We start from the raw sequence: 20,234 nt of genomic DNA, 5'->3' as shown, positions 1-20,234 counted from the left end.
TTTTCAAAAATTGGTTATCAGGATGTAGGAAAATCTTATTTTCAATCTGAAAACTTTCAACATGAACTGGACAATTTCCTAGCAGAAATAGGACCGCTAGCGTTAAATATACCAACCGCAGAGGAATTGAAGAGCAAGATTACAGTTTCGCAAAATGAAATTGAGGAACATCGAAATTATTATGGCTCACTTGGCACACAAATTGAGAATATAAAAAGTCAATATGAGTCTCGTATTCAAGAAGCAGCTGATAATAATGCCAATGATTTAAAGACAAAGCTTGAAAATGAGCGAGATGCCAAAATAAAAGATATTACGAAAAACTTTGAAGATGATGAATATGTTCGCAAGAAAATTGTGGCGCAAAAGGGCGCGCTTATTGATAAATATATAAAATCTGTAAAAGATGAAGCAAAAGATTTCGCGAAAAATTATAATTATTTTTCTTATGAATTAACAAATGAAAACGGTGAAATCTATCGCTCAGGAAATATTACTGACAGTAATGTATACAAAAAAACGTATATACAACATCCATTAAGAACAGGAAGTATTAGTAACAATTCAAGTAATTTATTATACGGTTCAGATGTATACATCGAATCCGACCTATTGAATGAAATGACTGATTACACTGGGACGATTACGATTTCTAAAAAAGCAGCCCAATCCGCAGCAATTATGGGAGGCTATGACCAATTTAAACGCAATCAATATATGTTCTTTATGATTTGGATATCAAGTCTAATTGCAGCATTTTTTGCTTGGAAAGGGCGGAAAGAATTGCTGCCAACGATTGGGGCACTAAAAGAAAAAGAATCTCTAGCGAAGTTTCGCATTGATATCCAAATTGTCATAGTGTTTATTACAGGCTGTATCTATTGGTTTTCTTCATATGCTGCATTTGAAGCAATTGAATATATGTATCAATACAATTATGTGCGTTTTTTAATTGACTTTGCATTTAAAGCATTGATTTTGATTATTATTGGTGTTGCGTTTTTCGTGCAAGTTATTTGGTTATATGGTCGCGTAAATACTGTTGAAAAGCTAAGTGAACATGCAAGAGACAGTTATTTATGGGGAATTGGAGAATCCATGACCGATTTATTTTTAAATCGATCTATCGCACTAAACTCGATTGTCATGGTCGCAGCTGCCTTTTTTGGTGGTGGTAGTTTTGTTGCGAGTGTTATTACGGGTGGAGGATTTCCGGTTATAGTATTCGGCATCTGTGGGATTGTTGGTATCCCAGCAATGGTTGTCTTCTTATCCAAAATGGGCTATTTAAATCGCATTATGAAAGATACAAAGGATATGGCAGAAGGGCGACTTAATCGAGATGTAAAAGTGAAGGGGAAATCCCCATTAGCAGCCCATGCCGAAAATCTTAATCACTTACGTGAAGGTGTTCGTACATCAATGCATGAGCAGGCAAAGAGTGAACGTTTAAAAACAGAGCTTATTACAAACGTCAGCCATGATTTACGTACGCCTTTAACATCAATCATTACGTATACAGATTTATTGAAAAATCCAGATATTACGGAAGAGGAGCGTAAGCAGTATATTCATATTCTCGATAAAAAATCAGACCGTTTAAAAGTGCTAATTGAGGATCTATTTGAAGTATCCAAAATGGCGAGTGGCAATATTGAGCTCCATCGAAGTCGTGTGGATGTCACACAGCTTGTACAGCAAGCAGTTGGAGAGCATGAGGAGGATTTATCGCAGGCACGCTTAGACTTGCGTATGACAATGCCGAATGAGCCGATTTACGCTTATGTGGACGGTCAAAAATGGTGGAGATTGATTGATAATTTAATCGTCAATGTATTGAAATATGCATTAGAAGGTACACGTGTCTATGTTACGTTAAAAAGAACGGCAAATGGTGATGCTGAATTCACGGTGAAAAATGTTGCGAAATATGAAATAAGCGAAAATGCTGATGAATTGTTTGAACGCTTTAAGCGAGCCGATGCTTCGCGTCATACGGAGGGCTCAGGCTTAGGTTTAGCCATTGCGCAATCTATTGTTGATTTGCACGGAGCGCGTATGAGTATAGAAGTAGATGGAGATTTATTTAAAGTAATTGTACGTATACCGGCAGTGTAACAGACAAGAGGACGGTACAAAGAGATAAGTGTTGGATTGATTGCAATCAATCTAACACTTTTTCTATGCCGTTGTTGTCCGCTACAGCGGGCGCTTTCCGCGGGCACATCGTAAGCCGCAACCCTCGCTGACGCGCGAGATGCCTGCGTCTTACGATGTGTGCGTTCTGAGCAGGAGTCGCCGCCTCCGCTACCAACAACTAGTGTTCACTAACAATGCTTTTATAAGCCTACATTTTTGGCAATAATCATTTTCATTACTTCATTTGTGCCTGCGTAGATTGACATTACGGGTATATCACGATAACGTCTTGCAATTTTATATTCTTCCATATAGCCATAGCCACCGTGTAACTGCATACATTGGGCTGCTATATCGCGTGCATTTTCGGTAATCCAGTATTTTGCCATAGAGACCTTTGTCACAACATCTTGAGCGGCAATATGCTCTTCAATTAAGGATTCTAAAAAAGTTTTGCCAAGTTCTATTTTAGTGGCCATTTCAGCAATTTTAAATTGCGTATTTTGGAAGTCACTAATGGATTTGCCAAAAGCTTGACGCGATTTCACATAATCAACCGTCAAAGCAAGCATATCTTCGGCAGCTGATTGGGCAGCAATTGCAACAGCTAGACGCTCTTGTTGGAGCTTTTCCATCATATAGGTAAAGCCTTTTCCTTCCTCCCCGAGTAAATTTTCTACTGGGACACGGCAATCTTCAAAAAATAGTTCAGCTGTATCCTGTGCATGCATCCCTACTTTTTCAAGTTTGCGTCCTTTTGTAAAGCCTGGTGTTCCTTCCTCAATGACGATAAGGCTAATACCTCGATGCTTTTTCTCTGCATGAGGATTTGTTTTTACGGCAACCACCACTAAATTTGCATGAATACCATTTGTGATAAAAGTCTTTTGACCATTGACAATAAAATGATCGCCATCGCGAATAGCCGTTGTTTGGATATTGGCTAAATCGGAGCCTGTTCCTGGTTCAGTCATAGCAATGGCAGTAATCGTCTCGCCTGTTACACATTTTGGAAGCCAACGCGATTTTTGCGCAGCGCTTCCATATGCCTCGATATACGGAACAACGATATCATTATGCAAACCGACACCGATTAGGCTTGAACCTACGCGTTCTAACTCCTCTTGAATAATAACACTAAAGCTGAAATCTAACCCTAGGCCTCCGTACGCTTCTTCGACTTGAGGACATAAGTAACCTAATTGTCCGAGCTTGTGCCAAAACTCTAGTGGAATAAGGTGATCTTTTTCCCATTGATCATAATGTACCTCTGCCTCTTCAGCTAAAAACTTACGTAACGTTTTACGGAATAACTCATGTTCTGTTGATTCAAATTTGTACTTCCCCATTGAGACAACACCCCTTTATTCGCTCGTTTATGCAAAAAATTTCTAGTACATCTATAATGTTACTGAAATACAGCGCAAAATAAAAGTGCTTTTAAAAATACGATTCTTATATGGAATGCTATAATCACAATGAATATAGGAAAGAAGAGGACTACTATATGGCAAAAATTGTTGCAGGATTTGTTGTTTTAAGTATATATAGCGCTTTAACTTTCTATTTGGGCTGGGGCATCAAGCAATGGCTTGTCGCGATGAATTGGTTTCACTATCCCATTTTTTATTGGCTCATACTTTATATTGTTTCTTTTGGCATTATTATCGGAAGGCTACACGAGTCTTTACGCGTATTTTCAGTTATAGGTAATTATTGGATGTTTATATTTGAATATGGCTTGTTATTATGTTTAACTGTACAGCTTGTGATGTGGCTAACACCATTTCACAATATTCGCATAATTGGTAGTTTAGCAGTTGCTATTTTCTTTATTTTATGGATTTTCGGTTCTTATTTTGCATACTCTCCAGTTGTCCGGCATTTAAATATTGTAATGGATCAAAAGGATAGTGAGCTATCCTCGATGCGTGTTGTCGTTGCTTCGGATTTTCATTTAGGCGTGCTATCAAACAAAAAGCATTTACAACGTTTTGTTAAGTTATCAAATGAAGCGGAGCCAGATGTGGTTTTTTTAGCAGGAGATATTGTGGATGATGATCCAAAATGGTTTGTTCAAGAGGGAATGGCTGAAGTAATGAAACAGCTAACAGCTACTTATGGTGTGTACGGAGTACTTGGTAATCACGAATATTACGGAAAGAAAATTGCCGAATTTGTAGAAGAAATGAAAAAAGCTGGTGTTAAAATTCTGCGAGATGAAACAATTCGAGTGAACAATGCGTTTATAATAACAGGCCAAGAAGATAAAACGAATAAAGAAAGGAAGCATCTTGAAGCTTTGAAATTGAGCGACCAGTTGCCTTGGTTTGTTATGAATCATACACCAGATGATTTGACAACACCTGCGCGTACAGGGGTAGACCTTCATATGTCTGGACATACGCATAAAGGGCAGCTATGGCCAAATCACTATATTACGGCACGTGTGTTTGAACTAGATTATGGTTATAAGCTGAAGGGACAAATGCATACACTTGTTTCATCGGGCTTTGGATTTTGGGGACCACCAATGCGCATCGGCAGTCGTTCTGAGCTATGGGTAGTTGATATTACTTTTCAGTAAAAGAGGTAGTATAAGAAAAAAGAGTAGCTTATAATAAGTTGGTGTGCGCAAAAATCTCTTAAAGCTAAGTCTTTCAAATATCGTGGGCACAAAAGAATGTAGTCTAGGTGATTTTAAATGGAACGTACACAGAGACTTTTTATCATTTGTGGCATTTCTTTATGTTGCGGAAGCTCTGATTCCCCCCGTAGAACAAAAGTAGAATAACGTTAAAAGGTAAGGTGACAATGTGGAGATAATAGAATTATTAAAGGCACTTATTTTAGGCTTTGTCGAAGGAATGACAGAGTTTGCACCAGTATCATCTACAGGTCATATGATTATTGTCGATGATATGTGGTTGAAGACAGAAGAGTTTTTAGGAAAGTATCCGGCTAATACGTTTAAAATTGTTGTTCAGCTGGGGTCCATTTTAGCGGTTATCGTGGTCATGTGGAAGCGTATGCTAAGTCTAGTTGGCCTCTATAATATTGATGGACAGTCAAAATCGATGACGGGTCGTTTTAACTTAATGCATGTGATTGTTGGTATGTTACCAGCAGTAGTGCTAGGTTTTGCTTTTAAAGATTTTATTGACGACCATTTATTTAAAGTAGAGCATGTTATTTATGCATTAGTTGCAGGGGCAATTTTAATGATTGCTGCCGATAAATTGGCTCCAAGAAGACCAAAAGTTAATTCATTAGATGAAATTTCTTACGGCATGGCGTTTAAAGTTGGTTTAGTACAGTGCTTATCGTTATGGCCAGGATTCTCTCGTTCAGGGGCAACAATTTCAGGTGGGGTTCTTTTCGGGATTAGTCACCGTGTAGCTGCTGATTTTACATTTATTATGGCGGTTCCTATAATGGCAGGTGCCAGCCTTGTATCAGTATTAAAAAACTGGGATACGCTTTCAATGGATTATTTAGGGTTTTATGTAGTTGGTTTTATTAGTTCATTTGTATTTGCATTATTATCCATTAAGTTTTTCTTAGCACTTATCTCAAAAGTAAAACTAATGCCATTTGCAATCTATCGCTTAGTGTTAGCTGCAATTCTTAGTGTTATTATATTTATGTAATTAAAAAGTCACTCATTTGTCACAACAATGAGTGGCTTTTTTTTGAATTTAGAACTTTTTGTTTAGAATAAGTACTACTTACATATTAATAATATCCAATTGATAATAATGTATATAAAGGTAATTAGGTATAAGGTTATATAAAAAGGATGAAATTAGTGTAAAATGGTGGTATAGTAGATAAATTTTACCGAACTATTGTAACTATTATTACATACACTTTATAATCAATAATAGAAAAGGTCATACTACTTATTTTAGCTAATAGATTTTAACATTCAAAAAGAATAGACATAATATTTTAATTTATGGGGTGGAGAGATGTTTCAATTTAGAAATAGACCTAAGCAAAATACAATTGTGATGAATGATGTGTCAAATACAGGTGTAATTATTCAAGATCAGGAACGTTTGCTACAGTTACAACTTGTCAATCTCACAAAACAGGACTTGCAGTTAATAAAAAGTTTAAAGCCTTATATCGAACAAAATGTTGTGGATATTGTTGAAACATTTTATAAGGCCGTTGAGAGTATACCGACTTTACGGGATGTTATTCAAAAGTACAGTTCGAGTGAACGTCTTCGCCAAACACTTCGCCACCATATAATTGAAATGTTTGAAGGAAGAATAGATAATGCCTTTATAGAAAAAAGGCGAAATGTAGGCAAGGTGCATGTAAAGATTAACTTATATCCAAAATGGTATTTAGCTGCGTTTCAAAACTTAGAAAAATCTTTGCGCAAGACTGTTTATAATTTATATTTGTCTAAAGAAGAAGAAGAGAAGTATTGTGATGCAGTAAGTAAAATGTGTAATTTCGAACAACAGATTGTGCTAGAAGAATATAATAACTACTCCAATTCTTTAATAGAAGAGCAACGAATGAGTGTACGGACACATGTAAAGGATATAGTGGGTGGTATTTCGACGCAATTAGAGGCACAGTCACATGATACAAATGAGTCAGTAATGGAGCTTATTTCTAGCACAAAGCAAGTGAATGCATACTTAAAAGACAGTATCGATGAGGCTAAAATGATGCAAAAGGTTTCATCGGAAGGTTATTCGAAAATTGTATTGTTAAATGAGCAAACAGGCAAAATCAATGATAAAACGATTAAAATGGCAATGATGGTGGAGGAACTCAATCATTCCTCTTCAAAAATAAATAATGTCATTGAAATTGTCAAAAACATTTCTGGACAAACCAATTTACTAGCATTGAATTCAGCAATTGAAGCTGCAAGAGCTGGAGAACATGGAAAAGGTTTTGCAGTTGTAGCAGATGAGGTGCGTAAGCTGGCAGACCAAACGAAAGAATCTGTAGAACAAATTGCGGAGTTAATCGGTATGTCCAATGGGATTACAAAACATGTCGTACAAGCCATTCAAGAAATTCAAGAGCTTGTCAATAGCAGTATCGAGCAAAACTTGAATTCATTAAAAGCTTTCGACGCAATATCCGGCTCGGTGGAAGGCTCTATTGTCAACTTTCAAAATGTCGGAAGTCAAATAACGGAATTGGCGAATGTCATTGAATCCATTGGAGAATCTTCCGAGCAATTAGAACGAGTTGCAAGTCGTCTAGATATGACCATTAAAGATTTCTAACTGAAAACGCAGCATTTAGCGTCTTGCTCTGTACATTCAAAGTAGGATAATCACCGTACTTTACACCAATTAACAATTGGATATAAATTCCGTTTTATAACTAAAAAAGCATAAATATGACTAAAGGTATTAAGTTCAACTACTTGATGCCTTTTAATGTTATTCCGAGCTATGTACAACAAAAGGTATATTTTTTTGACTAGAACTGTCGAAATTTCAGATGGGATATTTTTGAAATAAACGGATAGAATGCCTGAACAGAAGGATAGATTTACTAAAATGGAGGATAGAATAAAAAAGTTAAAAACCGCTTTTTAAAAAGGGGTTAAGTGGGAAAAATGATTGAAAAAGCTTACTTGTGACCTTCCCATATTAGTGTTACGCTATAGGCAAAATGGGGAAACGAATAAGGGGTGTTGGATGATGAAAAAGAAATTGTTTATTACACGTAAATTCCCGGCTCAGTTTGTCGAGCCTTTAGAGGAGCATTATGATATTGAACAATGGGAGGAAGAGGAGACCGTTATACCTCGCGCAAAACTTTTAGCAGCCGTTGCAAACTGTGAAGTTTTGTGGGTAACGATAGCGGATCAAGTCGATGAGGAATTGCTTTCACACGCCCCCAATTTAAAACTTGTGACAAATTTAGCAGTGGGCTTTAACAATATTGATGTGCCAGCATTACGTAAAAGAGGCATTATGGCAACAAACACGCCTGGTGTGTTAACTAATACGACGGCTGATTTAGTATTCGGTTTATTGCTAGCAACAGCACGTAGAATACCAGAAAGCGAGCGTTATTTACGTGAAGGTAAATGGCAAAGCTGGTACCCTATGCAATTAGTTGGTAAAGATGTATCAGGCGCAACAATTGGGATAATCGGAATGGGGCGTATTGGGCAGGCTGTTGCAAGACGAGCAAAAGGTTTTGATATGAAAGTTTTATATCATAACCGTAGACGTCGCCATGAAGCAGAAGAAATGTATGGGTTTTGCTATGCATCACTTGAAGAGCTTTTAACAAAATCTGATTTTGTTGTGATTATGACACCCTATAATAAAGATACGGTCGGTTTAATTGGTGCAAAGGAGCTTGCCTTAATGCAGGAAGATGCGGTATTAATTAACGCGTCTCGTGGTGGTATTATTGACGAGAATGCCCTTTATGATACCTTGAAAAATGGCAAGCTATGGGCTGCTGGTCTAGATGTTTTTGAACAGGAACCAGTTGCATTGGATCATCCACTATTAACCTTACCAAATGTTGTTGTATTACCGCATATTGGTAGTGCATCTTTAAAGACAAGAACAGCTATGCTAATGCTCAATGTCAATGCTCTAATGGCATATGTGCAGGGTAAGCCACTTTCAAATAGAATCGATTAACCAATGGAGCTTGGCTCATAGAAAGTAAATAAATCTAGGCGCAGATCTAAAATGGATCAAGCGTCTTTTTTGTGCCAAAACAGAGGGGTATTACAGACACTACTTGTATATGCAGGAAAATGTCCATAAGGTAAATTTCATTATTATGAATTTATTTCATAATACATTGCGAATTAGATTGATATATATTATATTGTTCACAATTATGAAAAAAGAGGTGAGATGATGAATATAGGGATGGAAATAAAAAAATTGAGGACTGACAAAGGTATTACTTTGAAAGAGTTAAGTGAAAGAAGCGAACTATCTGTTGGGTTTTTGTCTCAATTAGAGAGGGGGCTTACTACGATAGCAGTCGATTCACTTGAAAAGCTAGCTACTATATTGGGAGTCCATTTAACATATTTTTTTGATTATCCACATAAGCGGAAAGATATCGTTTTAAGAAGTTATGAGCAAGAAATAATGGAAGCTGTAGAAGGTGGATTTATTAAGTATAGTTTAAGCACCAACTTGGAAAATAAACAACTTGTTCCAAGGCTTATCGAAATTCTACCGCAAAAGCAAGATGAAGAAATTTTATCTTATACGCATGATGGCGAAGAGTTTATTTACGTTTTAGAAGGTATATTAACCGTTTACATAAATGGGTATCGACATGAAGTGTATCCTGGTGATTGTGTTCATATGGACTCAACTATCTCTCACAATTGGGCGAATTACACTAATAAAAAGGTTAAGCTTATCGCTGTTAATACACCTAATTATCTTTTCAAATAGTAGGATGTATACTACAGCTAGCGAGCAGTAATAAAGCTTATAGAAAGTGATAATAGTAATGGATAAATTTGTATTATACCTAATTGGTTCTTTTTTTGTAATCGGTGGGATTGATTACATCACTGGGAATCATTTAAAATTGGGCGAAAAATTTGAGGAAGGCATAAAAACGATGGGGGCTTTAGGGCTTGGTATGATAGGAATACTGTCTTTAGCACCTGTATTAACAAATTTTTTATCCGCTCACATTAGTCCAATAAGTAAAGTATTTCATCTGGACCCTTCCATTATTCCAGCAGCATTTCTAGCTGTCGATATGGGAGGCTTTCAAATGGCTGAAAAGCTTGCTTTGTCAAATGAGATGGGAGCATTTTCAGGAATTATCATTGCATCTACTTTAGGAGCCACCGTTAGTTTTTCAATACCTGTTGCGTTAGGGATGCTTGCTAAAGAGGATGAAAAATATTTTGCTAAAGGTGTGCTAATTGGCATTATTACTATACCAATTGGATGTCTTGTAGCAGGCTTATGGCAAAAAATAAATATCATTCTACTTGTATGGAATCTGGTCCCTATATTTGTTTTTACTATTATGTTAGGGGTCGGATTACTCAAGACTCCACATGTTTTTATAAAAGCTTTTAATCTATTTGGAAAGTTTATAGTGACGTTAAGTACTGTTGGATTGCTATTACAAGGCATTGACGTGATATTTGGTGTAAAGCTTGTTTCAGGATTAGCACCGCTATCTGAATCGATTATTATAGTAGGAAAAATTGCATTTATTTTAGCGGGAGCATATCCGATGCTAGCCATGCTAAGTGGAATTTTTAAAAAAAGTTTTAAAGCATTAGGAGAGAGAGTTGGCATTAATGCTGTGTCAGTAGCGGGCCTTCTCGGAAATTTAGCTAGTAATCTATTAATATTTGGAACATATAAGGAGATGAACCCTAAAGGAAAAGTGGTATGTACGGCTTTTGGCGTAAGTGGAGCATTTGTATTTGGGGGTCAATTTGGTTTTATATCAGAAGTAGCTCCGGAAATGCTAGGTGCGTTTATAGTAGCAAAGCTTACTGCAGGGTTTATTAGTATAGCATTGGCCTTATGGCTGTATGATCGAGAAAATAAAAAAATTCACTTAAAGGAAAATGGAGGTATTCGTAATGAATAGTAGAGATAGAGTCGAAAAGTTAAGAGAGCTTATGGTAAAACATCAACTGGATGCTTATATCGTTCCAAGTTTTGATGCACATCAGGGAGAATATGTAGCAGATTATTGGAAAGGTAGAGAATGGCTATCAGGCTTTACAGGGTCTGCAGGGACGGTAGTCATTACTTTAAAAGATGCTGGCTTATGGACAGATGGCAGATATTATATTCAAGCTGACAAGCAACTTGAAAATTCAGGTATTAGATTATTTAGAATGATGGATCCAGGGGTGCCTTCTTATACAGAATGGCTAGCAGATGTTCTTGAAGAAGGAAGCAATGTGGGTTTTGATGGAAATGTTTTTTCAATTGATATGGTTAGAAGTATGGAAAAAGATTTAAAAGCCAAGGCAATCTTATTCAAAATGGATCAAGATTTAATTGATGAGTTATGGGGAGATCGACCAGAGATTCCTAAAGGAACGATTTTTAGTCATGACGTCAACTATGCTGGGAAATCACGTGTGGAGAAATTAGATGAAGTAAGAGCGGAAATGAAAAATAAAGGAGCGAATTATTATATTTTAACTTCTCTTGATGATATTGCATGGCTATTGAATATTAGAGGAGCAGATGTACCTAACAATCCAGTGGCTATAGCGAATGTCATCGTAGCAGAACATACATGTTATTTATTTATTGATTCTTGCAAGGTCCCTACTGCGCTTAAATCGGAACTGGAGGGGGAAGGTATTGCGTTAAGGGAGTATCATGAAATTGAAGCTTTTTTAGCAAACCTTTCGGGCGGAGATGCTGTTAGTTTAGATACAAATAAAACAAATATTAGATTGTATAATGCCATTAACAGTCATGTAACAAAAATTGAAAGTCCTAACATGACGACTAACTTAAAAGCTATTAAGAACGAAGTGGAAATAAAAAATCTAAAATGGTGTGAAATAAAAGATGGTTTAGCTATGGTGAAATTTATAAAATGGTTAAAACACTTTGTAGATAAAGAAGAAATTACAGAGATTGCTGCAGAAGAAAGATTAGAAAATTTCAGAAGAGAGCAAGAAGGATTTGTAGGGCCTAGCTTCGATACGATTGCAGGTTATCAAGACCATGCTGCGATGATGCATTATAAAGCTAATAAAGAAACACAATATACGCTGAAAAATGAAGGTCTATTTTTAATTGATTCAGGCGGACAGTATTATGATGGAACAACAGATATTACACGGACAATTGTTTTAGGAAGTCTTACGGATGAACAAAAAAGAGATTTTACTTTAGTGTTAAAAGGGTTTATTGCATTAAGCTCAGTGAAATTTTTGTACGGTGCAACAGGAGCTAACCTAGATGTTTTAGCAAGACAACCAATTTGGCAGTATGGCTTGGATTATAAATGTGGCACAGGCCATGGTGTAGGTTTTTTCTTGAATGTTCATGAAGGGCCACAAAGCATCCGCAATACCAATCATGTGCCATTAGAAAAAGGCATGATTATTACGAATGAACCGGGAATTTACCTTGAAGGCAAGTATGGCATTCGAATTGAAAATATGATGTCAGTAGTAGAAGATGAGACAACAGAATTTGGTCGATTTATGAAGTTTGAAGCAGTAACGTATTGTCCTATTGATTTAGCAGGTATTAATCAAGACATGTTAACAGAAAGTGAAAAGCAATGGCTAAATCATTACCATCAAGAGGTATACACTACGCTAGCTCCTTATTTAAACGAAGAAGAACAAGTATGGCTAAGGGAAGAAACAAAAGCAATATAAAAAGTTTAGCGGACAAAAACGCTATCCTATCGCCATCTGATGATAACAGTAAAAAGCCTAATTTCTCAGCGTAACGTTGAGCAATTGGGCTTTTTATTTAGCAGATTGTACTCGTTGATGGTCAAGGCCAAGCTTCTTGACGTAGCGGACCTCAACTGCGTAACAAAAAGAGTTCGTTTGACTACGGTCAATCGAACTCTTTAAAGAAAGTACACGGTCTATTTGGCTAGTTACTTATTGAACATATCAAATAGACCACCGATACCACCTTCACCTGATGAATGTCCGCCACCGCCTTGTGAAATCGGTGCTGCAGCGAAGACGCGGCTTGCTAATCGGCTAAATGGTAATGATTGAACCCATACAGTACCAGGGCCACGTAAAGTTGCAAAGAAGATACCTTCTCCACCGAATAGTGCCGTTTTTACGCCGCCAACCATTTCGATATTATAATCAACGTCAGAAGTCATCGCCACTAAACAGCCTGTATCCACACGTAATACTTCACCTGGCTGTAGCGTTTTTCGATGAATTGCCCCACCAGCGTGTACAAAAGCCATACCATCGCCTTCAAGCTTTTGCATAATAAAGCCTTCACCACCGAAGAAGCCTACGCCAATTTTTTTCTGGAATTCGATACCAACAGAAACGCCCTTAGCAGCAGCTAAAAAAGCATCCTTTTGACAAATAATTTTCCCTTTATGTTGACTTAAATCCATCGGAATAATCTTACCTGGGTACGGAGACGCAAAATAGACATGGCGTTTCCCTGTACCGATATTTGTAAATGTTGTCATGAATAAGCTTTCTCCAGTTACTAGACGTTTCCCTGCGCCGAGTAATTTCCCCATAAGACCGCTTTGGCTATTGCCTTTCGAACCATCTCCGAAAATTGTCTCCATTTGAATCGCATCATCCATCATCATTAAGGCGCCAGCTTCTGCTACCACCGTTTCTTGCGGATCAAGTTCGACTTGCACATATTGCATGTCATCCCCAAATACTTTGTAGTCGATCTCATGGTTATTCATCGTGTAATTCCTCCAATATCATTTGTTGTTATTGTATACGATTATTATGCAGGATAGTTTCATTACATAATTAATAATTTTAGAAAAAAAGGGATTAAGATAGAAAATGTCGAATATAAAAAACTAGAATGTGTATTATTTATCTTTTGTCAGTTATTTTTCTACTAGTGGTGAAAGTAGCATCATCTAGTTGAAATTACTGGAAATGAAGATAAAGCCTTTGGCAAGTGCCACCGATATTTTAACCTAACATTGCTTCGGAATTATTATTCGAGTCATATCTTTGTTATGAAAATTCGGAATTTTGGCATTTTGTATCTGCATATATATAATGCAGTACACATAGAGGGCGAGAGCGACGGGTATTTTCTGTAGCATTAGCAACGTGTTCAAAGAAGCCAAGGCATCATAGATATATCAGGGGGTGTGTGTAATGGAGATTAAAAACTATATCGGTGGTAAATGGGTTACACATTCGCATTTACAAAGTATAGCAGTGACGAATCCTGCAAACGGAGAGCACTTAGCAACAATACCACTTTCAACTGCAAATGAAGTGACGGAAGCGGTAGCTGTAGCGAAGGCAGCACAAAAAAGTTGGGCACTTGTGCCAGCACCAAAGCGTGCAGATTATTTATATGCCATAGGTCAAAAGATGAAAGACAAGAAAGAATATTTGGCGACCGTTTTAACAAAAGAAATGGGTAAGGTGATTGAAGAAGCTAGAGGTGAGGTACAGGAAGGAATTGATATGGCTTATTATATGGCAGGTGAAGGTCGACGGTTATTTGGAGAGACGACACCGTCAGAGCTTGCCAATAAATTTGCTATGAGTGTACGCGCACCAATAGGCGTAGTAGGGTTAATAACTCCTTGGAATTTCCCAGTGGCAATTGCTACATGGAAATCTTTCCCTGCAATTGTCGCTGGCAATACATTTATTTGGAAACCATCAAATGAAACGCCGATGATGGCTTATGAAATGGGGAAAATTTTTGAAGAGGTTGGCTTACCGGAAGGGGTAGCAAATATTGTTTTTGGTACAGGGCCAACTGTCGGAACAGCGCTAATAGAGCATCCTGATGTAAAAGTCATATCGTTTACCGGCTCTACCTCAACAGGAAGTAAGGTGGCGGAACTTGGCGGCAAACATTTAAAGAAAATTTCGCTAGAGATGGGCGGCAAAAATGCTGTCATTGTTATGGATGATGCAGACTTACAGCTCGCTACAGAAGCAATATTATGGAGCGCATTTGGCACCGCTGGTCAACGATGTACAGCATGTAGTCGTGTCATTGTGCATAAAGATGTAAAAGAAGAATTAGAAAATCGTCTATTAGAAGCAATGCAGTTTTTAACAATTGGAGACGGTTTGGATGAAACTGTGAAAATCGGTCCGGTGATTAATAGAGCGGCATTAGAAAAAATTAATCATTATGTACAGATTGGTAAACAAGAAGGTGCAACCTTATTAACAGGCGGCAAAATTTTAAATGAAGCACCTTATGATAAAGGGTTTTACTATGAGCCAACATTGTTTACAAATGTAAAGCCTCATATGATTATTGCACAGGAAGAAATTTTTGGTCCGGTCGTCTCTCTTATTGAAGTGGCAAATTTAGATGAAGCAATCCAAGTCAATAATGGTGTGAAATTTGGCTTATCAAGCTCTATTTTCTCACAAAATGTGAATACGATTTTCCGCGCTCAACGCGACTTAGATACAGGTATTGTCTATATCAATGCAGGTACAACAGGTGCAGAAATCCATTTGCCATTCGGCGGAACGAAAGGAACAGGAAATGGACATCGAGATTCCGGTGTGGCAGCATTGGACGTTTACACAGAATGGAAGAGCATATACGTTGACTACAGCGGTAAATTACAAAGAGCACAAATCGATACAAAGTAACAGATCAATGAAAGGGGATGTTCTTGATGAAAGTTGTTGTATTAGGTGCAGGATTGATGGGGAAAGAGGTTGCTCGTGATTTAATAAAAAATAGTAAAGTGGAACAGGTCATTTTAGGGGATATTGATGTAAAGACAGCCCAAAAATTTGTTGAGACGTTAAAGACAGATAAAGTTGAAGTCGTAGAGCTTCATGCGGAAAATGATGACTCTTTAACATCGGTTATTGCGAAAGGTAATGTTGTTGTCAATGCACTGTTCTATTCGTTCAATGAACGTGTAGCACGAGCTGCGATAGAAGCCGGTGTCCATTCTGTCGATCTAGGTGGGCATATTGGCGGTGTAACGGATAAGATTTTAGCGTTACATGAAGAAGCAAAGGCAAAAGGTGTGACACTTATTCCTGACTTAGGTGTAGCTCCAGGTATGGTCAATATATTAGCGGGCTATGGCGCAACAAAATTAGATGAAGTGGAATCTATTAAACTCTATGTAGGTGGTATTCCAACAGAGCCGAAGCCACCGTTGCACTATACGCGTGTCTTTTCACTAGATGGTGTATTTGACCACTATACAGAGCCTTCTAAAATGATTCAAAAGGGGAAACTTGAAGAAGTTCCATCATTATCAGGCATTGAGCCTATCTATTTCGATGATTTTGGTGTGCTTGAGGCATTTTATACATCGGGTGGCATATCCACTCTTTATAAGACATTCCCAAATGTCCACACATTAGAATATAAGACAATACGATATAAAGGGCATGCAGAAAAGTTTAAATTGCTAGCTGATTTAGGCTTTTTAGATGCAAGTAATAATGTAGAAGTGGATAACCAAGAAGTGCCTGTAAGAGCTGTTGTCAGGGAGGCGCTTAAGAAGAAGCTTGAACTTGGAACAAAGCCTGATGCGGTGTTATTACGAGTAATTGTTTCAGGAGAAAAGGCGCAACAGCAGGTCACATATGAATACGAAATGGTCGTACGTAAAGATATGACGAATAATGAAACAGCGATGGCTCGTGCAACAGCGAATACAATTTCTGTCGTTGCCCAAATGATTGGTGATGGCGCTATTACAGAACGTGGCGTGTTTGCTCCAGAAACGATTGTTCCAGGGGAGACGTATATTAAAGAAATGGCGAAGCGTGGTGTTGTCATTAAAGAAACATCACATAAGTCTGCAATGATTGTGAAATGGTAGGTGAGGTCCTTGAATTTCGATTTTACAACGGAGCAGGAAATCTTACGAAAAACCGTACGCCAGTTTGTGGATGATGAAATAATGCCACATATTGCAAAATGGGACGCCGCAGGAAGCTTTGATACAAGCATTTGGTCAAGACTAGCTGAGCTCGGACTAATGGGTGTTTGCGTGCCAGAAAAGTACGGTGGTAGCGGCATGGATTATAACGCACTAGCCATTGTTTGTGAGGAACTTGAACGGGGGGATACGGCCTTTCGAACAGCTGTATCCGTCCATATAGGTTTAAATAGTATGACGTTAATGCAATGGGGCACCGAGGCGCAGAAACAGCAATACCTTGTACCACAGGCGAAGGGGGTACGGATTGGGGCTTTTGGGCTGACTGAGCCAGGTGCAGGTTCGGATGTAGCGGCCATGACGACAACAGCCATACGAGATGGTGATTGTTATGTGCTGAATGGGCAAAAAACATGGATTTCCTTATGTGATATAGCAGATCATTTTATTGTCTTTGCTTACACAGATAAAGCGAAAAAGCACCATGGTATCAGTGCCTTTATTGTAGAACGCTCTATGGTTGGCTTTACTTCTAAGGCGATTAAAGGCAAGTACGGTATTCGGGCTGGCAATACAGGGGAGCTCTTTTTCGAAGACTTACGCATTCCAGTTGAAAATCGTTTAGGAGAAGAGGGAGAGGGTTTTAAAATTGCGATGTCCGCACTGGATAATGGTCGCTTTACAGTGGCTGCAGGTGCAGTTGGGCTTATTCAAGCGTGTCTTGAGGCAAGTGTGAAATATTGTCATGAACGAGAGACATTTGGGAAGCCTATTGGCGAGCATCAACTTGTCGGACAGATGATTGCCAAAATGGAAGCGGGCTATCAAATGAGCCGACTGCTCGTTTATCGGGTTGGCGAGTTGAAAAATAAAGGCATTCGTAATACAAGAGAAACGTCCTTGGCGAAGTGGCAGGCATGTGATTTTGCCAATAAGGCGGCTGATGACGCGCTGCAAATTCATGGTGCGTACGGCTATTCGGATGATTATCCTGTAGCGCGTTATTTACGTAACTCGAAAGCGCCCGTTATTTATGAAGGTACACGAGAAATCCATACAATTATGCAAGCAGATTATGTGCTTGGTCGAAGAAACGATAAGCCATTAGCCAAAATGTTACCGAAATGGCCCTTTGATGAGTAAACGACAGACATGTTAATTTTTATTGTACAGAAGGCATCAGGAAGACCTATTCCAGATGCCTTTTGTTATGGTGCCAGGCACCGAAACAATTCTGAATTTGGTGGTAGTCACTTTTATTTTTATGTAAATTTTTCATGTAATGTAACTTTATAACCTTTTAGTAGTCTAATTATAAAACAAGTAATATGAAGGGGTGGAAAATAATGAGAAGTAAATGGCTAGCTATATTTATGATTATCGTTTTAGCTGCTTTACCAGGGATTTTTACATTGATGATTTCCCCAGAGGCACAAGCTAAAGCAGCAAGTACAATAATGACAACGCAAAGTTGGCGGGCATCCTTTTCACAAACATTAAAAAATGTAACAGATGAATATGTCTATGTTACGGATGAATCGGGCAAAAAGGTGGCGGCAACGATTACATTAGGAGAAGATAAAAAATCTCTTTTTGTCAGTAACCTTCCTGCTGGGAGTTACCGCTTACATGTGCAAAAGGAAGCTTTTGCTTATAGTACATTGAAAGCAACATCGCATGATATTGCCTTTACTGTTATTGACAAAATAGAGACTGTTAAATCTGAAAAAGAGTTACAACAATATTTTGAAGCCGTTGTGGCAAATGGAAATAGAGGGCCAGAAATAAACGTCCTTGAAGATAGTGCTTCTAGTAGTAAAGATAGTGCCCCTGTTGCAGATAATTCTTCTACAACAAACAACCAAGTAGAAGGTGTCGAGGAGGGGGATATCGTCGTTGTTAAAGATGGCTTTATTTACGCTATCAAAGATCAAAGTATAACGGTTGTTGACGCTAATCATCCTCAAGATTTGAAACTTGCAACGACAATTAAACAAAAGGAATCTCAATATATTACGAAACTAGCATTATACGATCAGCTATTAATTGCTATCGGAGAAGAATATATTGAACAAGCAGGCACAAGTATGTCAACGGCAACTTTTTATGATATTTCAAATCCGAAAAATCCCAAAGTGATACGGGAAGTTGCACAGGAGGGCTCTTTACAGAATATACGTATTACGAATGATACGTTGTATTTAATTGGTAACATGCATCCGAATTATTGGATACTTCAAGAGGGAAGTAAACCAGATTTAAAACCTAAAACGTATGATAGTGTAGTAAGTAAAGAATACAAAAGCTTAGCTATTGACAAAATTTCTATTTTACCAAACACGATGGATGGCTCATATAGTTTAATTACAGCAATTGATTTAAAAAATGGTGCCAAAACATCAGCGAGTACGAAAGGTTATTTAGGTGGTAGTAGTGGACTTTATATGTCAGAAGATGCCCTCTACTTAACTACACCAAAATATGACGATAAACAAATAACGCCAATGGGAGGTATAAAGGATAGAATCTGGATGCCTCAATCAAATGATACACAAGTGTTTAAGTGGGACTTAGATGGAAGGGTTTTGAAGTTTGTAGGTACGAGTGAAGTGAAAGGAACAGTGTTAAACCAATATTCAATGGATGAGTATGACGGGAAATTCCGCATTGTGACGACTGAAGGAAATACGTGGGATGAAAAAAATATTTCTCGTAACCACCTGTTCATATTAGATGAGAACTTAAAAGAAATTGGTGCAGTAAAGGATATGGCACCAGGGGAAAAGGTGTATTCTGCCCGCTTTATGGGGGAGAAAGCCTATGTCGTAACGTTTAAGCAAGTGGATCCGCTATTTGTTATTGATGTAGCTAATCCACGAAAACCAAAAGTACTAGGTGAATTGAAAATTCCAGGGTATAGCAATTATTTACATCCGCTTGATGATACACACTTAATAGGTATTGGTTATGATACGGAAGAACGTTATGATGCTTATACGAAACGCAATTTCACAGTGTCAACGAATATGAAAATGTCCTTGTTTGATGTAACAGATTTTAAAAATCCTAAAGAGCAATCTACCGTTAAAATAGGCGGTAAAGGCTCTTATTCAGATGTACAATACAATCCAAAAGCTTTATTCCGCAATAAAGACTATCATTACTTCGGCTTCCCAGTGGTGCTTTATGAAGAAGGAAAAGGCGATGAGATAGTCTACCAAGGTCAGGGCGCACAAATTTACGAAATTACAGCAGAGAAGGGCATTGTGCTAAAAGGAAATATTATAAATGGAAGGACGAATGAGCAATATGAGAATTGGGAGCAAGTTGTACAACGTGTTGTCTATGTTGGCGATACTTTATACACCGTTGCTCGCAATGAAGTAAAGAGCTACCAATTAAAAGATTTCAAAGCGCTTGATACACTGGTTATTAAATAATAGATTAAATGGAGTGGTGACTTCTGCTTAGAACGCACACAACGTAAGAGGCAACTAGCGTGTGCGTGGTGAGGCGGATAACAC

At 37.9% G+C, this 20,234-nt stretch carries 14 protein-coding genes; 12 read left to right on the top strand and 2 right to left on the bottom strand.

Annotated features, from left to right (window positions below):
- Positions 1-2,118 (top strand): histidine kinase dimerization/phospho-acceptor domain-containing protein (locus C9J37_RS15540; RefSeq protein WP_107896060.1); only part of this gene is annotated, 2,118 nt, incomplete at its 5' end.
- A gap of 221 nt (positions 2,119-2,339) precedes the next feature.
- On the opposite strand, the gene C9J37_RS15535 is transcribed toward C9J37_RS15540, so the two are convergent.
- Entirely contained in the window at positions 2,340-3,488 is a 1,149-nt protein-coding gene (locus tag C9J37_RS15535; protein ID WP_107896059.1) for an acyl-CoA dehydrogenase family protein, read from the bottom strand.
- Between the two features lie 158 nt (positions 3,489-3,646).
- On the opposite strand from C9J37_RS15535, the gene C9J37_RS15530 reads away from it, so the two are divergent.
- The 7 genes from C9J37_RS15530 (at position 3,647) to C9J37_RS15500 (ending at position 12,508) form a co-directional block, all read left to right on the top strand.
- The gene (locus tag C9J37_RS15530; protein WP_107896058.1) at positions 3,647-4,726 is read left to right on the top strand and encodes a metallophosphoesterase; all 1,080 of its coding nucleotides are present in this window, start codon (positions 3,647-3,649) and stop codon (positions 4,724-4,726) included.
- Positions 4,727-4,955: 229 nt separating this feature from the next.
- Positions 4,956-5,789 (top strand): undecaprenyl-diphosphate phosphatase, encoded by an 834-nt coding sequence (locus C9J37_RS15525; protein WP_107896057.1) that lies wholly within the window; start codon positions 4,956-4,958, stop codon positions 5,787-5,789.
- Positions 5,790-6,110: 321 nt separating this feature from the next.
- A complete protein-coding gene (locus C9J37_RS15520; RefSeq protein WP_107896056.1) occupies positions 6,111-7,403 on the top strand; it encodes a globin-coupled sensor protein in 1,293 nt (430 codons plus the stop codon).
- Positions 7,404-7,826: 423 nt separating this feature from the next.
- Positions 7,827-8,789 (top strand): 2-hydroxyacid dehydrogenase, encoded by a 963-nt coding sequence (locus C9J37_RS15515; protein WP_107896055.1) that lies wholly within the window; start codon positions 7,827-7,829, stop codon positions 8,787-8,789.
- Positions 8,790-9,014: 225 nt separating this feature from the next.
- Positions 9,015-9,569, top strand: a complete 555-nt coding sequence (locus tag C9J37_RS15510; protein ID WP_107896054.1) for a helix-turn-helix domain-containing protein — start codon at positions 9,015-9,017, stop codon at positions 9,567-9,569.
- A 58-nt stretch (positions 9,570-9,627) separates the two neighbouring features.
- Entirely contained in the window at positions 9,628-10,740 is a 1,113-nt protein-coding gene (gene eutH / locus C9J37_RS15505) for an ethanolamine utilization protein EutH (RefSeq protein ID WP_107896053.1), read from the top strand.
- Entirely contained in the window at positions 10,733-12,508 is a 1,776-nt protein-coding gene (locus C9J37_RS15500) for an aminopeptidase P family protein (RefSeq protein ID WP_107896052.1), read from the top strand. The genes eutH and C9J37_RS15500 overlap by 8 nt, the downstream gene beginning before the upstream one ends.
- Positions 12,509-12,738: 230 nt before the next feature.
- Here C9J37_RS15500 and C9J37_RS15495 read toward each other — a convergent pair whose 3' ends face one another.
- The gene (locus tag C9J37_RS15495) at positions 12,739-13,539 is read right to left on the bottom strand and encodes a TIGR00266 family protein (RefSeq protein ID WP_107896051.1); all 801 of its coding nucleotides are present in this window, start codon (positions 13,537-13,539) and stop codon (positions 12,739-12,741) included.
- 433 nt (positions 13,540-13,972) lie between these two features.
- On the opposite strand from C9J37_RS15495, the gene C9J37_RS15490 reads away from it, so the two are divergent.
- From C9J37_RS15490 to C9J37_RS15475, 4 genes are all read left to right on the top strand, one after another.
- Positions 13,973-15,451: an aldehyde dehydrogenase family protein gene (locus C9J37_RS15490; RefSeq protein ID WP_107896050.1), complete on the top strand. Its 1,479-nt coding sequence runs from the start codon at positions 13,973-13,975 to the stop codon at positions 15,449-15,451.
- Positions 15,452-15,477: 26 nt separating this feature from the next.
- On the top strand, positions 15,478-16,650 hold the full coding sequence (locus C9J37_RS15485) for a saccharopine dehydrogenase family protein (protein ID WP_107896049.1): 1,173 nt from the start codon (positions 15,478-15,480) through the stop codon (positions 16,648-16,650).
- A 9-nt stretch (positions 16,651-16,659) separates the two neighbouring features.
- Complete coding sequence (locus tag C9J37_RS15480; protein WP_024362758.1) at positions 16,660-17,853, top strand: acyl-CoA dehydrogenase family protein; 1,194 nt, start codon at positions 16,660-16,662, stop codon at positions 17,851-17,853.
- Positions 17,854-18,056: 203 nt separating this feature from the next.
- Entirely contained in the window at positions 18,057-20,150 is a 2,094-nt protein-coding gene (locus tag C9J37_RS15475) for a beta-propeller domain-containing protein (RefSeq protein WP_107896048.1), read from the top strand.
- Positions 20,151-20,234 lie beyond the last annotated feature (84 nt).

This window comes from Lysinibacillus mangiferihumi, assembly GCF_003049665.1.
Lineage (GTDB): Bacteria > Bacillota > Bacilli > Bacillales_A > Planococcaceae > Lysinibacillus > Lysinibacillus mangiferihumi.
Note: the sequence above shows the minus strand (reverse complement) of the source record. Positions and strands in the feature narration are given on the sequence as shown.